At 69.1% G+C, this 19,268-nt stretch carries 17 protein-coding genes and 1 pseudogene; 12 read left to right on the forward strand and 6 right to left on the reverse strand.

Going from position 1 to position 19,268, the window contains the following annotated elements; genetic code table 11:
* Positions 1-98 precede the first annotated feature (98 nt).
* The 6 genes and pseudogenes from ETD86_RS27340 (at position 99) to ETD86_RS27360 (ending at position 6,517) form a co-directional block, all read left to right on the forward strand.
* Positions 99-2,762: a cellulose binding domain-containing protein gene (locus ETD86_RS27340; RefSeq protein WP_246148257.1), complete on the forward strand. Its 2,664-nt coding sequence runs from the start codon at positions 99-101 to the stop codon at positions 2,760-2,762.
* Between the two features lie 252 nt (positions 2,763-3,014).
* Positions 3,015-3,971 carry a GlxA family transcriptional regulator gene (locus ETD86_RS27345; RefSeq protein WP_138669027.1) on the forward strand — a complete coding sequence of 319 codons (957 nt, stop codon included), beginning with the start codon at positions 3,015-3,017 and terminating at the stop codon, positions 3,969-3,971.
* A gap of 9 nt (positions 3,972-3,980) precedes the next feature.
* Entirely contained in the window at positions 3,981-4,247 is a 267-nt protein-coding gene (locus ETD86_RS59245) for a DJ-1/PfpI family protein (protein WP_281286965.1), read from the forward strand.
* Positions 4,244-4,585 (forward strand): DJ-1/PfpI family protein, encoded by a 342-nt coding sequence (locus ETD86_RS59250; protein ID WP_281286966.1) that lies wholly within the window; start codon positions 4,244-4,246, stop codon positions 4,583-4,585. Before ETD86_RS59245 ends, ETD86_RS59250 begins: the two co-directional genes overlap by 4 nt.
* A 196-nt stretch (positions 4,586-4,781) precedes the next feature.
* Positions 4,782-4,889 (forward strand): annotated as a pseudogene (locus tag ETD86_RS60200) (hypothetical protein); the annotation flags it as partial.
* 485 nt (positions 4,890-5,374) lie between these two features.
* Positions 5,375-6,517, forward strand: coding sequence for a Fic family protein (locus ETD86_RS27360; protein WP_211370347.1), 1,143 nt, complete (start codon positions 5,375-5,377; stop codon positions 6,515-6,517).
* A gap of 128 nt (positions 6,518-6,645) precedes the next feature.
* Here ETD86_RS27360 and ETD86_RS27365 read toward each other — a convergent pair whose 3' ends face one another.
* The 3 genes from ETD86_RS27365 to ETD86_RS27375 are packed head-to-tail and all read right to left on the reverse strand — an operon-like array spanning position 6,646 to position 10,182.
* Positions 6,646-7,557: a carbohydrate ABC transporter permease gene (locus ETD86_RS27365; protein WP_211370348.1), complete on the reverse strand. Its 912-nt coding sequence runs from the start codon at positions 7,555-7,557 to the stop codon at positions 6,646-6,648.
* Positions 7,554-8,531 (reverse strand): ABC transporter permease, encoded by a 978-nt coding sequence (locus ETD86_RS27370; protein WP_138669030.1) that lies wholly within the window; start codon positions 8,529-8,531, stop codon positions 7,554-7,556. Before ETD86_RS27370 ends, ETD86_RS27365 begins: the two co-directional genes overlap by 4 nt.
* 10 nt (positions 8,532-8,541) lie before the next feature.
* Positions 8,542-10,182: an extracellular solute-binding protein gene (locus ETD86_RS27375; RefSeq protein WP_138669031.1), complete on the reverse strand. Its 1,641-nt coding sequence runs from the start codon at positions 10,180-10,182 to the stop codon at positions 8,542-8,544.
* A gap of 175 nt (positions 10,183-10,357) precedes the next feature.
* Here ETD86_RS27375 and ETD86_RS27380 point away from each other — a divergent pair, with 175 nt between their 5' ends.
* The 6 genes from ETD86_RS27380 (at position 10,358) to ETD86_RS27405 (ending at position 17,584) form a co-directional block, all read left to right on the forward strand.
* A complete protein-coding gene (locus ETD86_RS27380) occupies positions 10,358-11,569 on the forward strand; it encodes an ROK family transcriptional regulator (RefSeq protein ID WP_138669032.1) in 1,212 nt (403 codons plus the stop codon).
* A 100-nt stretch (positions 11,570-11,669) separates the two neighbouring features.
* Positions 11,670-14,444, forward strand: a complete 2,775-nt coding sequence (locus tag ETD86_RS27385; RefSeq protein WP_138669033.1) for a glycoside hydrolase family 3 protein — start codon at positions 11,670-11,672, stop codon at positions 14,442-14,444.
* Entirely contained in the window at positions 14,441-15,445 is a 1,005-nt protein-coding gene (locus tag ETD86_RS27390; protein WP_138669034.1) for a LacI family DNA-binding transcriptional regulator, read from the forward strand. Before ETD86_RS27385 ends, ETD86_RS27390 begins: the two co-directional genes overlap by 4 nt.
* 134 nt (positions 15,446-15,579) lie before the next feature.
* On the forward strand, positions 15,580-15,987 hold the full coding sequence (gene gvpJ, locus ETD86_RS27395) for a gas vesicle protein GvpJ (RefSeq protein WP_138669035.1): 408 nt from the start codon (positions 15,580-15,582) through the stop codon (positions 15,985-15,987).
* 4 nt (positions 15,988-15,991) lie between these two features.
* Entirely contained in the window at positions 15,992-16,804 is an 813-nt protein-coding gene (locus tag ETD86_RS27400) for a GvpL/GvpF family gas vesicle protein (protein WP_138669036.1), read from the forward strand.
* Between the two features lie 3 nt (positions 16,805-16,807).
* A complete protein-coding gene (locus ETD86_RS27405; protein WP_246148259.1) occupies positions 16,808-17,584 on the forward strand; it encodes a GvpL/GvpF family gas vesicle protein in 777 nt (258 codons plus the stop codon).
* A 72-nt stretch (positions 17,585-17,656) separates the two neighbouring features.
* Here ETD86_RS27405 and ETD86_RS27410 read toward each other — a convergent pair whose 3' ends face one another.
* The 3 genes from ETD86_RS27410 to ETD86_RS27420 form a co-directional block, all read right to left on the reverse strand.
* Complete coding sequence (locus tag ETD86_RS27410) at positions 17,657-18,226, reverse strand: putative glycolipid-binding domain-containing protein (protein WP_138669037.1); 570 nt, start codon at positions 18,224-18,226, stop codon at positions 17,657-17,659.
* Positions 18,227-18,248: 22 nt separating this feature from the next.
* Entirely contained in the window at positions 18,249-18,779 is a 531-nt protein-coding gene (locus ETD86_RS27415; RefSeq protein WP_138669038.1) for a GNAT family N-acetyltransferase, read from the reverse strand.
* Between the two features lie 76 nt (positions 18,780-18,855).
* The coding region (locus ETD86_RS27420) for a CGNR zinc finger domain-containing protein (RefSeq protein ID WP_138669039.1) at positions 18,856-19,268 on the reverse strand (413 nt) is incomplete at its 5' end.

Consider the following 19,268-nt stretch of genomic DNA (forward strand, 5'->3'; position numbering starts at 1 on the left):
GCGCGGTGACGGTCAGGGTCCTGCAATCTGATCGTGCATGGCGGTCATCTGACGCCTTTGGGGCGCCTGTTGGCGCGCCTGGAAAGGAAGAGCCGCGCATGCGAAAAAGATTATTCGTCATGCTGACGACCGCCGCCGTCCTCTTGGTGGCGGCCGTCGTGAGGATGTCGCCGGTCTCGGCCGTCGCCTCGGATCCGTACGCGTACAAGAACGTCAGGATCGACGGCGGCGGCTTCGTGCCGGGGATCATCTTCAACCAGACGGAACGGAACCTCATCTACGCCCGCACCGACATCGGGGGCGCGTACCGCTGGAACCAGTCCACCAAGTCCTGGACCCCCTTGCTCGACTGGGTCGGCTGGGACAAGTGGGGCTACAACGGTGTGATCAGCCTCGCCACCGACCCCGTGCAGACCAACCGCGTGTACGCCGCCGTCGGCATGTACACCAACAGCTGGGACCCGAACAACGGCGCGATCCTTCGCTCGACCGACAAGGGCGACACCTGGCAGGCCACCGCGCTGCCGTTCAAGCTCGGCGGCAACATGCCGGGCCGCGGCATGGGCGAGGCGCTGTCCGTCGACCCGAACGACAATCGCGTGCTCTACTTCGGCGCCCCCAACGGCAACGGCCTGTGGCGCAGCACCGACTACGGCGCGACCTGGGCCAAGGTGGCGAGCTTCCCCAACCCGGGCAACTACGCCCAGGACCCGGCCGACCCCAACGGCTACCTGAGCCACAAGCCGGGCGTCGTGTGGGTGACCTACGACCCGCGCTCGTCCACCAAGGGCACCGCCACCAAGACCATCTACGTCGGCGTCGCCGACAAGGAGAACACCGTCTACCGCACCACGGACGGGGGCGCCACCTGGTCGCGGCTGGCCGGGCAGCCCACCGGCTACCTGGCGCACAAGGGTGTGCTCGACACGGTCAACGGGTACCTCTACCTCGCCACGAGCGACACCGGCGGCCCGTACGACGGCGCCAAGGGCGACGTGTGGCGCTACGCCACCGCGACCGGCACCTGGACCCAGATCAGCCCCGTCCCGTCCTCCAGCGCGGACGACCACTTCGGCTACAGCGGCCTGACCATCGACAGGCAGAACCCCGGCACGATCATGGTGGCCACGCAGATCTCGTGGTGGCCTGACGTGATCTTCTTCCGCTCCACCGACTCGGGCGCCACGTGGACCCGCGTGTGGGACTGGACGTCATACCCGAACCGCAGCTTCCGCTACAAGATGGACATCACCGAGAACCCGTGGCTGACATTCGGCGGCAACCCGCAGCCGCCGGAGGTCACGCCGAAGCTCGGCTGGATGACCGAGTCGCTGGAGATCGACCCGTTCGACTCCAACAGGATGATGTACGGCACCGGCGCCACGATCTACGGCACCGAGAACCTCAAGCAATGGGACGTGTCAGGCGGCCAGTTCACCATCAAGCCCATGGCGAAGGGCCTGGAGGAGACGGCCGTCCTCGACCTGATCAGCCCGCCCAGCGGCGCACCCCTGATCAGCGGCCTCGGTGACATCGGCGGCTTCCGCCACACCAACCTGGACGCCGTCCCGCCGATGCTGTTCACCCAGCCGAACTTCACCTCCACCACCAGCCTCGACTACGCCGAGAAGTCGCCGTCCATCATGGTGCGGGCCGGCAACTTCACCGACGCCGACCGCCCGAACGACAGCCACGTGGCCTTCTCCACCGACGGCGGCGCCAACTGGTTCCAGGGCTCGGAGCCGGGCGGTGTCAACGAGGGCGGCACGGTGGCCGCGGCCGCCGACGGCTCCCGCTTCGTGTGGGCGCCCAAGGGCGTCACCCCGGTCTACTCAGTCGGGTACGGCAACTCCTGGCAGCAGGCGTCCGGCCTGCCCACCGACGCCGTCGTGGAGTCCGACCGGGTCAACCCGATGAAGTTCTACGGCCTCAGCGGCGGCCGCCTGTACGTCAGCACCAACGGCGGCGCCACCTTCACCACCACCGCCGCCACCGGCCTGCCCACCAGCGGCAAGTTCAAGGCGGTGCCCGGCATCGAAGGCGACCTCTGGGTGGCCGGCGACGGCGGCCTGTGGCACTCCACCAACAGCGGCACCTCCTTCACGAAGGTGTCCGGCATCACCAAGTCCGTGAACGTCGGCTTCGGCAAGGCCGCGCCCGGCGGGAACTACATGGCGGTCTTCGCGGTGGCCACGATCGACGGCGTCACCGGCCTGTACCGCTCGGACGACGGCGGGTCGAGCTGGCTGCGCATCAACGACGACAAGCACCAGTGGGGCAACATGGGCGAGGCGCTCACCGGCGACCCGCGCGTGTACGGCCGCGTCTACCTGGGCACCAACGGCCGCGGCATCATCTACGGCGACCGCACCGGCCCGCCCGTCACCGTCACCCCGTCGGTCACCCCCACCGACACGGGGAGCCCCACGGCCTCCCCGACCGTGACCCCGACGGCGGGCACCGGCTGCACCGCCACCTACAAGGCCGGTACCCAGTGGCAGGGTGGCTTCCAGGCTGAGGTGTCGGTGCAGAACACCGGCTCGTCGGCGATCACCGGCTGGAAGGTCACGTGGACCTGGTCGGGCGACCAGAAGATCACCCAACTCTGGAACGGCGCCCCGAGTCAGACGGGCGCCAACGTGAGCGTGACCAACGCCGGTTACAACGGCAACCTTGGGCCGAACGCGTCCACGTCGTTCGGCTTCACGGCCACCGGCGCCACCTCCACCCCGCCCACCACCGTCACCTGCACCCCCGCATAGAACGAGAAGGCGCCCCGGCACGCGTACGTGCTGGGGCGCCACTTGATCAGGGGCGGCGGGCGAGGACCTCGCTGACCCTGCTGGGCCGCGCTTACGGTACGTGGTCATACCCCCTGTCGACGCCGCGTCCTCCCAGGCGGTGACGCACGCCGGCCTGTACTCCCGCGTAACCCCAGATGCGGCGCCCCTATGGCGCGATCCGTGGGGTGCCGGTCGTTGACGCCATCACCCGGGCGACCGGAGGGTGGAAGTGTGCAGCAACGCCGCATCGTCTTCGTGATCTTCGACGGGTTCCAGTCGCTCGACCTGGTGGGCCCGCTCGAGGTGTTCCAGCACGCGGGCGGCTACCTCTGCCAGATCGTGGCACCCCGCCCGGGCCCGGTGCGGGCCTGGAGCGGCCTGCCGGTGCACGCCGGACGCGGCGTCACGGATCTCGACCCCACGGGCGTCGACACCCTCGTGGTCGCCGGTGGCACCGGAGTCGACCAGGCCCGGCACGATCCCATGCTGATCGCCTGGATCAGAGCGGCCGCCGCCGATGCCCGCCGCGTCACCTCGGTGTGCAGCGGCGTGTTCCTGCTGGCCGCCGCGGGCCTGGTGGGCGGCCGGCGGGTCACGACCCACTGGGCTCGCGCGCGGCAGCTCACCCAGGAGCATCCCGACGTGCGGGTCGACACCGACCCGATCTTCATCAGGGACGGGAACCTGTGGTCGTCAGCCGGGGTGACCGCCGGCATGGACCTGGCACTCGCCCTGGTGGAGGACGACCTGGGCCAGGACGTCGCGCTGCGGGTGGCCCGCTACATGGTGTTGTTTCTCCGCAGGCCCGGGGACCAGTCCCAGTTCAGCGTGGCGTTGTGGTCGGCGCAGCCGTCCAGCGACCCCATCCGCGCGGCGGTGGCCGCCATCCACGCCGATCCAGGCGGCCGGCACGGCATCACCGACCTGGCCGCGCACGTCGGGCTGAGCCCGCGCCACCTGCAGCGCCGCTTCACCGCCGAACTCGGCGTGCTGCCCGGGGCCTACGTCGAGCGTGTACGGATGGAGGCGGCGCAGCGCGCGCTCGTCGCCGGCGACGACCCCGTCGAGGCCGTCGCCCGCCGGTGCGGCTTCGGCACCGCCGAGACCCTGCGCAAGACCTTCCACCGGCATCTGGGGGTCGCGCCGTCCGATTACCGCGACCGGTTCCGAACCACCGTCAGAAAGTGAGACCCGCCCGTGACCACCTATGGACTGCTGATCTTCGACGAGGTCGAGGAGCTGGACTTCGTCGGTCCCTGGGAGGTGTTCACCTGCTCGTCCGTGGTGCGGGGCGGCGCCGACACGGCGGTCCTCGTCGCCGAACGGCCCGATCCGGTGCGCTGCGCCAAGGGCATGCGGGTCCTGCCCGATCACACGTTCGGCGATCACCCGCCGCTGGACGTGCTGCTGGTGCCGGGCGGGCGGGGCGCGCGCGCGAGGTCCAGGTGCACAACGAGGTGGTGAAGGGCTGGATCGCCAAGACCGCCGCCCAGGCCACATGGATCAGCAGCGTGTGCACCGGCGCGCTGCTCGTGCACGCCGCCGGACCGGGGCGCGGGCGCCGCCTGGCCACGCACTGGGCCTTCGAGGACACGCTGGAGGCGCGGGGCGAGGTCACGGTCGTCCGCGACGCCCGCTACGTCGTGGACGGCAACCTCGTCAGCAGCCAGGGGGTGTCGGCCGGGATCGACAGCGCGTTGTGGCTGATCGGACGGCTGCACGGGCGCGAACATGCCCGCGCGGTGCGCCGCCGGCTCCAGTACGACCCCGCGCCTCCGTACCTGGCGGACGAGCCGGGCTAACCGGCGAAGATGTCCTCGGGCAGGGGCCGTGATCCGGGCCAGCGACGCGTGCCCGGGCGACAGACCGATCGTGCCCGTGAACGGCGCCGCCGGGATGCGCACGCCGGGCAGGTCGTCGGAGACCGCCCACCCGTCACCGAGCCGCCATCACACCATGCCCGGCTCGCAGCGCACGATGGCCCTGGCCGGCATGATCATCGAGCGGGCGGCCGGTGGCACGCCGGCGGACGCGATCTCCAAGCGGATCGCCCGTCCACTCGGACTGACCGGCACCTCCCTCCCGCGCGGCGCCGACACCAAGATCCGAGGACCGCACTCACGGCGCTGCTCGAAGGCTCCACGTGACCGACCCCAACGCCAGGATCTACGATCTGACGGAGCTGAACCCGTCACCGCTTTGGGCCGCCGGCGGCATGATCTCCAGCGGAGTACTGCTGATCCGCACTCTGTTGTGACCAGCTCTCAGCTCGGTGTCCTTCAACGCGGCAACGAGGTCTTTGGCCGATGGGTCCGTGGCCGGGTCCGGGCTCCGATCGAGGTGCCGCCGCGAGAACCGTTTCCTTTCGCGAAGTCCCGAGCGATGAAAGGATAGGGGTTATCCTTTCATCGCGATGGCGTGCGTGAAAGGATAATCCGGTGGCCGGATACGTTGAGGCGACGTGGTCTGCGGCGTGGGATGCTCCGAGCAAGCGGGACAGACGCGGCGGCCGATACCACGCATACCTGCCGGATCCTCTCGTCGGCGCGAGCCATGTCGTTGCGCCTGACGTCGCCGCGGACGCGTCCCGAGTGGAAGGCCTCGTAAGGCGGCTCGCGGCGCACCCGGCTGGTGACGGAGTCGACGGCCTGGCTCGATTCCTGCTCAGGTCCGAGGCGATAGCTTCATCGCGGATCGAGGGACTGCAGGCTTCGCCTCAGCAGGTCGCGCTCGCTGAGCTCGCCGCCCACGATATCGGGGTGACGAGGGGATTCACCGCGACGGCCGCGCTGGTCGCCAACAATGTGACGGCGCTTCGGCGGGCCGTCACGGAACTCGTCGCCGCTGAAGTGCTGTCGGCGGAGGATGTCGTCGTGCTGCACAAGGTGCTGCTTCCTGAGGAGAAACACCACGGGCTGCGTGCGGTGCAAAACTGGGTGGGAGGCGGCAACTGGCATCCTCTGGACGCGGAGTTCGTTCCGCCCCCGCCCGAACATGTCCGCCCGCTGATGGCCGATCTCGTTTCGTACGTGAACAGCGCTGTACACGCACCGCTCATCCAGGCCGCTCTAGTGCATGCGCAGTTCGAAACCATTCACCCTTTCACGGATGGCAACGGCAGGGTCGGCCGAGCGTTGATCCACACGGTGCTCGGGCGGCGCGGGCTGACGCCCAACGCGATTCTCCCCATCAGCTTGGTGCTGCTGACGCGCTCGGATGAGTACGTGGCCGGGCTTACGGCGTACCGGCACGGTGGAGAAGGAGGATCGCCGGAGGCCCAGGAGGGCGTCAACGAGTGGTTGCGTGTCTTTCTCGCGGCGAGCGCAACGGCTGCCGAACAGGCTGAGAAGTTCGCCGACGAGTTGCACGAGTTGCACGATGAATGGTTGCAGCGGCATCGCGACTACCGGGAAGCGCAGGGGCTTCGACCGATGCCTCGAGCGGATTCGGCGGTGGCACGCCTCCTCAACGTCCTGCCTGCCGCGCCGCTCGTGACCGCCCGAACGGTGCAGTGCCTGCTTTCTGTCACGCATCCTGCGGCGCGGCAGGCGCTGGAGGAACTCGCGGGAGCCGGAATTCTCCATCCGAAGCAGGTGGAACGAAATACCAGGGGTTATCTCGCGCGGGACATCTTCGATCTTCTGACGCTGACGGAGCGGCGGCTGGCCAGTACGAGATGGAACACGCGCGAAAGTCCACTCAAGCGAGTGGTTCCGGCTCGTCCTCAGGGATGACAAGCCGTACCGCCCACCGTGGTGACGCGCTGCATGACGACTTCTCTCCCCAGGACAGGGGCGCCGGCCGCTGGAACCCTGTCTTGGCCGAAGTCAGCGAGTGGGGCACGCCTTCTCAAGGCCCTGCATTAGCCCTTGATGGCCCCCACGATGACGCCCTTGGTGAAGTGGCGTTGGACGAGAGGGTAGATGATCAAGGCGGGCACGACGGCGATCACCACGATCGCCATCTTGATCGCCAAGGTCGGGGGCGCGTCGCCCGTCACCCCCGCCGTGGCCGCCGGCAGCGGGTTCGAGTCCACCACGTACTGGCGCAGGATCAACGCCAGCGGCCATTTACGCGTGTCGTCGATGTACAACATCGCGTTGAACCAGGCGTTCCAGTAGCCCACCGCGTAGAACATCGCCACGACGGCCGTGACCGCCTTCGACATGGGCAGCACGATGCGCCACAGGATACGGAACTCGCCGGCCCCGTCGATGCGCGCGCTGTCCAGAACCTCCCCGGGGATGTTCATGAAGAACGAGCGCAACACCACCACGTTGAACGCCGACACGGCGGTCGGGAGGATCAGCGACCAGTACGTGTCCTTCAGGCCCAGACCGCTCACCATCAAATACACGGGGATGATGCCGGGGAAGAACACGAACATCAGCAGGACGCTGAACAGGAGCGGCCGGTGCAGGAACGAGCCGGGGCGTGACAACGAGTACGCCCCCAGGATGCTGACCGCGGTGCTGACCAGCGTCCCGATGACGGTCACCCCGGTGCTGACCAGCACGGCCCTGCTGACCACGGTGTCGGAGAAGATCTGCCGGTACGCCTCGAACGTGATCTCGTCGGGCACCAGCACGAGCCCGCCCGCGCGGTTGACGGTGGCGGACGAGCTGAGGCTGGTCAGCACGATCGTGTACAGGGGGCCGAGCACGGCCAGGACGATCACCGTCACCAGCGTGCCCTTGCCGACCTGGCCGACCGGCGAGCGCCGCTCCTCCCAAGGCGCCAGCTTCGACGGTTTCCTAGAGGTCAGAGCTGTCATGATCGCGAATACACTCCTCGCTCGCCCATCGCGTGCGCGACCCGGTTGGCCGCCAGGATCAGCAGCAGCCCGATCAGGCCCTTGAACAGCCCGGCCGCCGCGCCGTACCCGAGGTCACCGGTACGCAGGCCCTCCCAGTAGACGAACGTGTCGAACACTTCGGACGCTCCGCTGCCGACGGCGCTGCGTTGCAGCATGAACTGCTCGAACCCGACGTTCAGCGCGTCACCCAGGCGCAGGATCAGCAGCAGCACGATCACCGGACGCAGCCCGGGCAGCGTGATGTGCCACATGCGCCGCCATCTGCGGGCACCGTCCACGGCGGCGGCCTCGTACAGGTTGGGGTCGATGGTGCTCAGCGCGGCCAGGAAGATGATCGCGCCCCAGCCGGCGTCCTTCCAGATGGTCTGGCTGGTGATGAGCAGGATGAACGTGTCGGAGTTCGTCATCCAGTCGACGCCCTCGTGGCCGCGCTCGCGCAGGATCTGCGCGAGCAGGCCGGCTCCGCCGAACATCTGCTGGAAGATGGCCACGACCAGCACCCAGGAGAAGAAGTACGGCATGTAGACCACGCCCTGCACGAACGCCCTCAGCTTGGCCGAGACGATGCTGTTGAGCAGCAACGCCAGCATGATCGGCACGGGGAAGTAGAAGACGAGCTGGAAGGCCGTGATCGACAGCGTGTTCGTGATCGCCCGCAGGAACTGCGGGTCCTGGAAGAGCAGCGCGAAGTTGGTGAAGCCGATGATCGGGCTGCCGGTGATGCCGCCGGTGTAGGGGTTGTAGTCCTGGAGGGCGATGACGTTGCCGAGCGCCGGGATCCACCAGAAGGCGAGCACCAGCAGGAACATCGGCAGGTTCATCACGAGCAGCGGCCAGTCTCTGCGTAGCTTGGCCTGCCAGGTCAGTTTCACCTGTCCAGCGGTGGGGGCCGGGCCGGGCTTGACCGGCCGCTTGGCCGTGACTACCCCCATGAAGTGCTCCTCACAGCCTGCCGTTCTCCCGCGCGACCTTCATGTAGAACTCACGCGCCTCGTTGCCGCCGCCGTCCTGCCACTCCTTGACGATCTTCGCCCACTCGGAGACGGGCCGCTTGCCGCGGAAGATCTCCTGCATTTTGTCCTCTGTGGGCTGCGCCAGGCCGGCCATCTTGGAGGGCACCTCCACGCGGATCCCGACGAACGGGTCGTTCTCCAGGAGCTTCGCGGCCTGCGTCTGCCAGTCGTAGAGGGCCTGGACGAGACCCTTGTACTGGACCTTCTCGTTCGCCGGCGGCCGGCCGGACAGGAACATGTACGTGGGCGCCACCTCCTTGCGGCCCAGCGCGGTCTGCTCGACCTTGCCGTCCTTGACGTTGTAGTGCTTGCCCTCGACGCCGTTGGTGACCAGCTCGTACTCCTGGGTGCCGAACGGCGCGGAGCACCAGTTGGACAGCGCGAGCAGCTCGCGGGTACGGGCGTCGCCGAGGCCCTTCTTGATGAAGACGAACATGCCGGCGGGCTCGTTTCGCCACATGATCGTTTTGCCGCCGGGCTTGGCCGGATAGGGGACGACGGCCTGCATGTTGAACTTGGGATTGTCGCCCTGGAAGCGGCCCAGGGCCTCGTGCCAGGCGCCGAGCCCGTCACGGTAGATGATCATCTGGCCGCTGCCGAAGATGGCCTTGTTGTCGGCGTCCTTGTTGGCCACGATGTCCGGATGTATGTACCCGGCCTCGAAGAGCTTGACCATGAACTCGATCGAGGCTTGAAACTCAGGGGTCTCGTACTTGTACTCGAGCGTGCCGTCGCTCTTCTTGCGCCATTCGCGCGGCGCGCCGAAGCCCCGCTGCATCTCCTGCTCCATGGCGCCGCCGAACGCCCAGCGCTTCTTCTTGGCGTCGGTGATGGCCTTGCCGAGCACGAGCAGGTCGTCGCCGCTCTTGGGGTGCTGGAGGCCCAGCTCCTCCATGATGTCCTGGCGGACGAAGGTGGCGAACGGGAACGGCTCGTTCTGCCAGGGGATGCCCTGCAGGATGCCGCCGAAGACGCCGTACTGCCAGGCCGCGGTGTCGTAGTTGGCCAGCAGGGGGAACTCCTTGGCCTTGTCCCCGGCCAGGTAGGGCCCCAGATCGGCGAAGAGCTTGTTGGCCGCCTCGGTGAAACGGGCGATCTTGATGAGCTCCCATCCCGGCACCATGACCATCTCGGGCACGTCCCCGCTGGCCAGGGTGGTGCTGAGCTTCTCGTGGTAGGTGTTGCCGTCCGAGATGTTGAAGCGGACGGTGCCGCCCAGGCGCTCGTTCATGTACTCGTAGTAGGAGTTGTCGCCCAGCCCCGGCGGCACGGTGCCCCACAGCGGAGTCATCGCGGTGACTTCTTTGCCGCTGGTCAGCGGCTTGGTGGTGATGGCCTGCACCATGTTGGCCGGGCGGGTCAGGAAGCCGGGCGCGACGAACTCGCTGCCGGGCAGGTCCGGCTTGAGCCCGGGGATCTCGAACGGGATCCGCGTCGGCACCAGGCTCTTGAGCTTGTCGGCCGCCACGGCAGTGCCCTTGGAGGCCGATTTCTTCTCGGCGCAGCCCGCCACCAGAACGCTTGCGCCTACCAGGCCGAGGAACCCGCGGCGAGTCGTGTTGGTCGCCATGGATCTCTCCCTTCTCCGAGTGGGGGATGGCCTACTAAAATTAGTTGGTATTGCGACCAAACAAATTAGTAGAGTGTTGTCCGTACCACAAGGGATCGTCACGGTCACAGGTTGGTGAAGGAGGCCCGGGAATGCGGCATGCTGGGGTCGTCTCTTGGCGGGAACGGGGCTGATATTGATCACTTCTACGACCGGCCCGCAGCCGGCCGACTTCGCCGACGTACGGGCCACCAACCTAGCGGTCGTGCTGCGGTTCGTTCGCGAGCACGCCCCCTGCTCGCGTGCCGACATCGCGGCCTCCACCGGTCTCAACAAGGCCACCGTGTCGAGCCTGGTCGCCGACCTCATCGACCGGCGGCTGGTTCGCGAGACCGGCCTGACGGAGAACCGCGTGGGCCGGCCCGCCACGATGCTCGTCCTGGACGGCTCGCCGTACGCCGCCATCGGCGTCGAGATCAACGTCGACCACGTGTCGGCCGTGGCCACCGATCTGGCAGGGGAGCGGCTGCTGACCTGGCGGCGCTCGTTCACGACCGGTGACTCGGTCAACCAGGGCGTGGCCAGCGTCGGGGCGATCATCAGGCGCGTGGTCAACCGGATGGCCAAGGAGGAGCGCCAGGTGCTCGGCCTGGCCGTGGCCGTGCCAGGGCTGGTCGACGTGCAGGGCACCGTACGCCTGGCGCCCAACCTCGGCTGGCACGACGCCGACATCGGCGGCGACCTGGCCAAGGCGCTGCGCGACCCCGGCTTCCCCGTCCAGGTGGACAACGACGCCAACCTCGCGGCCCTGGCCGAGCAGCGTTTCGGCGCTCATGCCGGCACCTCCGACATGGTCTACCTGACCGGCGAGATCGGCGTGGGCGCGGGCATCATCCTCGACGGGCGGGTGCGCCGCGGCGGCCTCGGCTACAGCGGCGAGATCGGCCACGTGCAACTCGACCCCGACGGCCCCGAGTGCCACTGCGGCCGGCGGGGCTGCCTGGAGGCCATGGCGGGGATCGGCGCCGTGCTGCGTAAGATCCCCTCGCCCGCCGAGATCCAGATCGAGATCGAGGAGTCGGTACGCCTGGCCCGCGCCGGCGACCCCGACACCCTGGCCACGTTGGATTCGGTCGGCCGGAGCCTGGGCCGGGGTGTGTCCGTTCTGGCCAACTTGCTCAACCCCGAGGTGGTGATCCTCGGTGGCTACTACGTGCCGCTCGCGCCCTGGTTGTTGCCGGCCGTCCACGACGAGCTGAGCCACCGCGTCATCGCCTCCGAAGCCGGAGGATGCCAGGTCGTGGCCTCGACGCTGGGTCACGACGCCGCCGCGCTCGGCGGTGCCGCAAGGGTGCTCGACTCCATCGATTCGGGAAGATTGCCCGGAGGATTATCGCGAATCCCTTGACCTTGGTCACCGGGAAGTGCACCCTTCAGTCAATCCACCGAAATGTCCGCGTAACTTCCCCAGGCCGGTCGTCGAAGCGCTTCGACACTCTCTCAGAGGGATGACCATGCAGCACGAACCCCCCTTCCGCGACCCCTCGGCACCCCTTGCCGATCGGATCGACGACCTGGTGCGCAGGCTCACGCTCGAAGAGAAGGTCGGCCTGCTGCACCAGTACCAGGCCCCGGTCGACCGGCTGGGCGTCGCCGCCTTCCGCACCGGCACCGAGGTGCTGCACGGGCTGGCCTGGCTCGGCCCGGCCACCGTGTTCCCCCAGGCCATCGGGCTGGCCTCGACATGGGATCTCGACCTCGTGAGACGAGTCGGCGTGGCGGCGAGCGACGAGGTGCTGGCCTTCCACCACAAGGACCCGGCCGGGGCGGGGCTCAACGTGTGGGCGCCCGTGGTCAACCCGCTGCGTGACCCCCGCTGGGGGCGCAACGAGGAGGGCTACTCCGAAGATCCGTGGCTGACCGGTGTCATGGCCGCCGCCTACGCGCGTGGACTGCGTGGGAGCGCTCCCGAAATTCTCAAGACGGCGCCCACGCTCAAGCACTTCCTCGCCTACAACAACGAGACCGACCGCTGCATGACCTCGAGCAACATGCCGCCGCGGGTGCTGCGCGAGTACGAGTTGCCGGCGTTCCGGCCGCCCATCGAGCAGGGCGCGGCGGTGGCGGTCATGCCCTCCTACAACCTCGTCAACGGCCGCCCGGCGCACCTCAGCCCGCTGATCAACAGCGTGCTGCGCGCGTGGGCGCCGGATGACCTGCTGATCGTCAGCGACGCGTACGCGCCGGGCAACCTCACCTCGCTGCAGGCGTACCACGACACGCTGCCCGAGGCGTACGCGCACGCGGTCAAGGCCGGACTGGACAGCTTCACCCAGGACGACGACCGCAGCGCGGCCACGCTCGGACATCTCCGGGAGGCATTGGAAACGGGCCTGCTGGCCGAGGAGGACGTCGACGCGGCCGTGCGGCACGTGTTGTCGATCAGGCTGAGGCTGGGCGAGTTCGACCAGGGGACGCCGTACGACGACATCACCGACAACGTGGTCAACTGCCCCGAGCATCAAGCGCTGGCCAGGGAGGCGGCGCGGCGCTCGTTCGTGCTGCTGAAGAACGACGGCCTGCTGCCGCTGGCGGACGTGACGAGGATCGCGGTGATCGGGCAGCTCGGCGACACGCTCCTGGAGGATTGGTACAGCGGCACCCTGCCGTACGCCGTGACCGCCCGCGCCGGGCTGGCCGAGCGGTGCGAGACGATCTTCTGCGAGGCCGTGGACCGGGTGACGCTGACCGCCGACGCCGGCCCCGTCATCGCCGACCCCGCCGGCGGCCCGCTCCAGATCAAGGCTGCCGAGGCCGGCATGTTCGACCTGTTCGACTGGGGCGGCGGCGCGTACGCGCTGCGTTCCGTGACGACCGGCCGGTTCGTCTCGGTGGACGGCGGCACGCTGGTCAACGACCAGCCGGGACCGAACGGGTGGGAGGTGCGCGAGACCTTCCGCATGGAGGAGCGGCCGCGCGGCACGCTCGCCCTGCGGCACATCTCGACCGGCTGCTACGTGGGCGCGGGCGAGGACGGCGTGCTACGCCTGATCGACGACGCCGACCAGGCCGTGTGGCTGGCCATGGAGGTGCTCAGGAGCGGCACCGACCAGGCCTCCCGCCTCGCCGCGGACGCCGACGTGGCGGTCGTGGTGGTCGGCGACCACCCGCTGGTGAACGGGCGTGAGACCGAGGACCGCATGACGCTGGCCCTGGCCTCCGCCCAGGACGCCGTGGTGGCCGCCGTGCGCAAGGCCAACCCCCGTACCGTCATGGTCATCACCAGCGGCTACCCGCTCACCTGGACCGACGACGAGGTGCCCGCGGTGTTGTGGTCCGCCCACGGCGGCCAGGAGTACGGTCACGCGCTGGCCGAGGTGTTGTTCGGCGACGCGGACCCGGAGGGCCGCCTGACCCAGACGTGGTACCGCTCCGAGCAGGAGCTCCCCGACCTGCTCGACTACGACATCATCGCCTCGGACGCCACGTACCAGTACTTCCGCGGCACCCCGCTGCACCCCTTCGGCCACGGCCTGAGCTACACCACCTTCGACTACGCCGACCTGCGCGTCCGGACCGCCGACGGCGTGCTCACCGCAGAGGTCACGGTGACGAACACCGGGGACCGGCCAGGCGTCGAGGTCGTCCAGTTCTACACCCATCAGCAACGCTCCCGCGTCAAGCAGCCGCTGCGCCGCCTGCGCGGCTTCGACAAGGCACGCCTCGCGCCCGGCGAGAGCCGAACCGTCACCCTCGAAATTCCCGTGTCCGAGCTGGCCTTCTGGGACGTGACCAGAGACAGGTTCGTGGTCGAGAGCGCGCCGCACCAGCTCATGGTCGGCCGCAGCGCCACCGACCTGCGCCTGAGCACCCGCTTCGAGGTCGAGGGGGAGACCATCCCGCCCCAGTCCGGGCTGCTGCGCGCGGCCGGCCACGACGAGTACGACGCGATCACGTTCGTGGACGAGACCAGAGTGGACGGCGACGCGGTGTGGTCGGACGTGGAAGGTGCCTGGATCCTGTTCAGGCAGGTTGACCTGACCGGCGTCACGGCCTGCGTGGTCACGGCAGGCAGCGCCGAAGGCGGCATGATCACGATCCGCCGCGGCGACCCACTCTACGGCCAGGCCCTGGCGACCTTCCCGGTGCCCAGGACGGACCGGTACGACTATCACGCCATCACGTCATCCCTTGCGGCCGCCGACGGAGTGCACGATCTTTATGTGGTGTTCGAGAACGACAGTGTGACGCTGGTCCAGCTCGACTTCGGAGCCGGGGCTTGAGCCGGCGCACGGTCACGATCTCCGAGGTCGCCAAGCACGCGGGCGTGGCCGTCAGCACGGTCTCGTACGTGCTCAGCGGCAAGCGGACGATCTCGGCCGACACCCGGCGGCGGGTGCTCGACAGCATCAGCGCGCTCGGCTACCACCCCAACGCCGGCGCCCGGGCGCTGGCCAGCAAACGCTCCAACGTGATCGCGCTGGTGCTGCCGCTGCGGGCCGGCATGCACGTGCCCGTGCTGATGCGCTTCGCCAGCGCCGTCGTCACGGCCGCCCGCCGCTTCGACCACGACGTGCTGCTGCTGACCGCCGACGAGGGCACCGCGGGCATCCGCCGGGTGGCAGCGAGCGCGCTGGTGGACGCGCTGGTCCTCATGGACGTCGAGCTGGACGACCGCCGGGTGCCGCTGCTGCGCGAGCTGGCCGAGCCGAGCGTGCTCATCGGCTTCCCCGCCGAGCCGGCCGGGCTGACCTGCGTCGACCTCGACTTCGGGGTCGCCGGGGCCCGCTGCGTCGAACACCTCGCCGAGCGCGGGCACGAGGAGATCGCCCTGCTCGGAGCCCCTTCCGTGGTCTACGACCGGGGCACCGGCTTCGCCACCCGTACTCGCGAGGGCTTCGAGATCGCGGTGGCCGACCACGGGCTCAAGGGCGTGGCGCTGCCCTGTGAGGAGACGTTCGACGAGGTCTACGAGACCGTACGCGATCTGCTCCTCGACCATCCGAGCCTGTCCGGCCTGGTCGTGCACAACGAGGCCGCGGTCGGGCACGTGCTGGCGGCGCTGCGCCAGCTGGACCGGCGGGTGCCGCACGACATGGCCGTGATCGCGATCTGTCCCGACGACGTGGCCGAGCGCGCGAGCCCGCCCCTGACCTCGGTGCTGATCCCGGCCGAGGAGGTCGGCAGAGAGGCCGTCCGCCTGGTCATGGACAAGCTGGAAGGGCGCACGGTGCCCGACTCCACCCTCCTCACCCCGCTCCTGGCCGTCCGCAGCAGCACCTGAGGCAAACGCCTCCGCGTCTCAAGATTGGGAACAGGAGCTCCCGGAGACGTCAAGCCTGCCCGATATCTTGCCGTATGTAGTTCAGTGTCGCCTTTTGTGGGGAGGGGTGCCGGAGGCGAGAGGGGGGAAATGGTATGACCACGGCAGTGCAGCCGGCAGGGGCCGGCCAGATGGGACGCCCGTCAGCGTCGGGACTGGCCGACGTCATCGACACCATCCTCGACAAAGGGCTCGTGATCGACGCCTACGTCAGGGTGTCGCTCGTCGGCATCGAGATCCTCACCATTGACGCGCGCGTCATCGTGGCCAGCGTCGACACCTACCTGCGCTTCGCCGAGGCCGCGAACCGCCTCGACCTGGCCCAGTCCGAGCAGGGGCTTCCCGAGGTCATCGCGCAGGCCAAGGGCCAGCCGAGCGTGGACAAGACCAAGGACGTGATCCAGGGCGTGCTGGAGGCGGCCGACGAGAAGCTGGCCGACTTCGCCGATCAGGCCGCGGAGAAGCGGCAGAAATCATCCCGCGTCGAGCGAGAGGGAAAGTAGCGACATGGGACGATCGACCAAGGTTACTGGGGCCTCTGTACCCAAGCAGGCCACGCGGCAGGGCCAGACCCTGGCCTCGTACGTCTATGGCATCGTGCCCGCGGACACCAAGATCCCGTCCAACGAGGGCGGGCTGGGTGATCCGGCGGGCAAGGTGCGCCTGGCGCGCCATGGTGAGATCGCCGCGCTGGTCAGCGACGTCGATGTGGACCAGCCCCTCGGTCGGCCGGGGGATTTCCTGGCCCACGAGCGGTTGTGCGACGCCGTCGCCGCCAAGGTGGCGGTGTTGCCGTTCCGGTTCGGCGCGGTGGTGGCGAACGACGACGCGGTCGTCTCCGAACTGCTCGAGCCGCACCACGACGAGTTCCTCGAAGCGCTGAGCGAGCTCGAGGGGCAGGCCGAGTTCATCGTCAAGGGCCGCTACGTCGAGCAGGCCCTGATGGCGGAGATTCTCGCGGAGAACTCCGAGGCCGCCGCGCTGCGGGAGGCCATCCGCGGCACGTCCGAGGACGCCACCAGGAACGAGCGGATCAGGCTCGGCGAGATCATCGCCAACACGATCGAAATGAAACGCGCCACGGACACGCAGATGCTCACCGAGGCCCTCGCGGGGCACTACTCCCAGGCGGTCATCCGGGAGCCGACGCACGAGCAGGACGCGGTCAACGTGGCCATGCTGGTCGAGATGAGCGACAAGCAGGCGCTGGAGCGGGCGCTCGGGGAGTTCGGCGAAGGCTGGGCGGGCCGGGTGGAGCTGCGTCTGCTCGGGCCCCTGGCGCCGTACGACTTCGTCATCGCGCAGGAGGAAGGGACGTGACGCGTGGGCCTGCCCAGCGCGGGCTCGCCGCCGCCGAGACCGGCCGCCATGGGTGACCGGCTCACCTACCTGTACGCGGTCGCTCGCGACGCCGTCCCGGGTTGCCCGGAGGGCGTGGCGGCCGTGCGGACCATCGCCCAGGCCGGGTTGGTCGCCTACGTGAGCAGCGTGCCGCTGGAGCGATTCGGCGAGCAGCCGTTGCGCCGCTCCCTGGCGGACATGCACTGGCTGGGGGAGACGGCACGCGCGCACCATCGGGTCGTGGACGCCGTGGCGGCCGCCACGCCGACCGCGCCCGTGCGGCTCGTCACCGTGTACGAGGGCGACGAGCAAGTACGTGGCCTGCTGGACCGCCGCGCCGGCGACTTCCTGGCGGTGCTCTCCCGGGTGGCGGGGCGCAGGGAGTGGGGCGTCAAGGCGTACGCGGCCTCTTCGCCGGAGGACTGCACGGCGGAGCACTCCGGCAAACCGGGCACTTCGTCTTCGCTGCGCCGCCGGGCCGGCCTGCGGGGCAGGGAGCACGCCAGGCGGCAGGCGCTCGCGCGGGCCGAGCACATTCACGCCGCCCTGGCGACCGTCGCCGTCGCCAGCCACCGCACCCAGGATCCGCGGCTGTCGGGGCGTCCGGACTGGATGTTGCTCAACAGGGCGTACCTGGTGGACGTGGGGCGCGAGGAGGAGTTCGCCGCCATGGCCGCCGAGTCGGGCGGGAACGGCGTCGAGGTGGCGCTGACCGGTCCGTGGGCGCCCTATTCGTTCACCGTGACGGACGCCCGGTGAGGCAGGGACGTGCTGCCGCCCGAGCGGGTCTTCCTGGTGGATCCGCTGGACCGGTTGTAGTGGACTGACGGCTTACAAGGCCCGCACGGCGATGCCGGGATAGTCCATGACGAAACCGGACTCGTCGTAGACCAGCTGGGCGGAGAACCCGTCGCCGGTTGAGAGGTAGTCGTAGCTCTCGCCGCCGACCCGGGCATAGTGCTGTTCCAGGCGCTCGACGGCCAGGTCCAGGGAGCGAACGTAGGCGGCGGGGGCGTCGGAACCCGCGCCCACGGCCAGTCGCATGCGGTGCACGGGGAACGCGTTGGTCATCGCCGACGACTCCAGGTCAACGTCGAAACAGCCGTCGAGGTGCGGGGCGGGGACGCCGTCGACCCGCCAGTGGCCGTCCCCGTCGCCCTCCAGAGTCGTGCGCCGGGACCCGTCGACCGACTGTCCGGTGATCTCGGCGCGTCTCGTGACCCAGCCCGGGTCCACGTCGATGGCGTAGCCGACGATCCACGTCCGGCCCTCCTCGACGCCGGTCGTACAACCCTCGATGTGATACCAGTCGCCCAGCGGGCGGAAGTAGACCACCTCGAAGCCCGTTTGCGCGTCGAGGTGCCGCCAGGCAGCGGTTTTCGGCGGCGGCGCGAACGTCACACCATCCATCCTGCCACCCCGTTCAGGCCATTTCCGCGGTGATGGCCCAGCGCTCGTGGTCACGCCACGCGCCGTCGATGAACTGGAAGTTGGGCGAGTAACCCTCGCGCTGGAACCCGACGCGTTTGATCAGGTTGAGTGAGGCGGTGTTGGACGGCTGGATGTTCGCCTCCAGGCGGTGCAGCGCGAGCTCGCCGAAGGCGTACTCGACCAGCAACCGCAGGCCCTCGGTCATGAAGCCGCGGCCCGTCGTGGCGGCGTAGGCGTTGTAACCGACGGTCCCGGCCTGGTGGGTGCCCCGCACGATGTTGTTGATGGTGACTCGCCCAGCGATCGCGCCGGTGTCGAGGCGGCAGATCACGAACCCGTCGTGCGCCGGGCCGACGAAGCGCTCGATGTACGCGTCGAAGGCCTCGGGCGTGGTGATGGGCGCGCCGGGCATCCACGGGCTCAGGAAATCGGTGCTCTCCTTGTTCAGGGCCAGGAACTCCGACCGATCTCGCCGGGAGACCCGGCGGAGGGCGACCTGAAGGCCGTGGGCGAGGTAGGTCATGCGGATGATCTTACGTACGCGCCCGGCCGAACCCGCAGGGGCCGCGCGCCGAGTCCGGATCCTGACGAGGCGCGTCTCAAGCCCGCCGTCTGGCCCGATAGGCGCTGGCCTTGGCGCGGTTCTGGCAGGACAGGTCACAGAAGCGGCGGGAAGCGTTGCGCGTGGTGTCGAAGAAGACCAGGGAACACTTGCCGGCCTGGCAGACGCCGAGGCGGACGGATTGGCCGACGCCGATGACCATGGCCAGCGCCGTGCCCATGTCCGCGGCCCATGCGTCCACCAGGCTCGCATCGGCCCTGTGGAAGGCGAGCACGGGGGACCGGCCCGGATGGCCGTGCAGGTTGGGGACGGCCATGTGACGTATCAGCAGGTCGTTGAGCTGTGCCGCGGCATCGAGGATGCGATCCCCCGCACCGAACACCGGCCGCATCTCCTCGGCGACCTCCGCCAGCCGGTCCGCGTCGGCGGCGGTCAGCGTACCGGGCGCAG

Origin of the sequence: Nonomuraea turkmeniaca (genome assembly GCF_005889735.1) — a bacterium.
In the GTDB taxonomy this organism is placed as follows: domain Bacteria; phylum Actinomycetota; class Actinomycetes; order Streptosporangiales; family Streptosporangiaceae; genus Nonomuraea; species Nonomuraea turkmeniaca.

What these genes read in the sequence shown, in the direction of transcription:
- ETD86_RS27340 (WP_246148257.1), top strand. Translation starts at nt 99, where the DNA reads ATGCGAAAAAGATTATTCGTCATGCTGACGACCGCCGCCGTCCTCTTG.
- ETD86_RS27365 (WP_211370348.1), bottom strand. Translation starts at nt 7,557, where the DNA reads ATGACAGCTCTGACCTCTAGGAAACCGTCGAAGCTGGCGCCTTGGGAG.
- ETD86_RS27370 (WP_138669030.1), bottom strand. Translation starts at nt 8,531, where the DNA reads ATGGGGGTAGTCACGGCCAAGCGGCCGGTCAAGCCCGGCCCGGCCCCC.
- ETD86_RS27375 (WP_138669031.1), bottom strand. Translation starts at nt 10,182, where the DNA reads ATGGCGACCAACACGACTCGCCGCGGGTTCCTCGGCCTGGTAGGCGCA.
- ETD86_RS27385 (WP_138669033.1), top strand. Translation starts at nt 11,670, where the DNA reads ATGACCATGCAGCACGAACCCCCCTTCCGCGACCCCTCGGCACCCCTT.
- gvpJ (WP_138669035.1), top strand. Translation starts at nt 15,580, where the DNA reads ATGACCACGGCAGTGCAGCCGGCAGGGGCCGGCCAGATGGGACGCCCG.
- ETD86_RS27400 (WP_138669036.1), top strand. Translation starts at nt 15,992, where the DNA reads ATGGGACGATCGACCAAGGTTACTGGGGCCTCTGTACCCAAGCAGGCC.
- ETD86_RS27415 (WP_138669038.1), bottom strand. Translation starts at nt 18,779, where the DNA reads ATGACCTACCTCGCCCACGGCCTTCAGGTCGCCCTCCGCCGGGTCTCC.